The following is a 325-nucleotide window of genomic DNA, read 5'->3' on the forward strand; positions in this document are numbered from 1 at the left end:
AGCATATAAGCATGAAGGGGCGTCCGGCGAGGTTGCTCCGGCCGCCGGATCCTTGATTAATCCGATCGCTCCGGAGGGCACAAGAACTGCAGATCCGGCAGAACGTCTGCAGGAAAAAACGGTCCATTATTTCAAAAAACTGCTGTCGGACATCACAAAACTGCCGGCAGAACGGATCGAAGAGAAGGCGCCACTGGAAAAGTACGGCATCGATTCGATCATGGTCATGCAGCTGACGGTGCGGCTGGAGCAGGATTTTGGCCCACTGTCGAAGACGCTGTTCTTCGAATACCAGACGCTGCGCGAACTGTGCGGCTACTTTATG

At 54.5% G+C, this 325-nt stretch carries 1 protein-coding gene; it reads left to right on the plus strand.

What is annotated here, in order from left to right:
• The coding region (locus tag L696_RS28960) for an acyl carrier protein (protein ID WP_155985463.1) at positions 1-325 on the plus strand (325 nt) is incomplete at both ends.

The organism is Paenibacillus maysiensis (assembly GCF_000520815.1).
Lineage (GTDB): Bacteria > Bacillota > Bacilli > Paenibacillales > Paenibacillaceae > Paenibacillus > Paenibacillus maysiensis.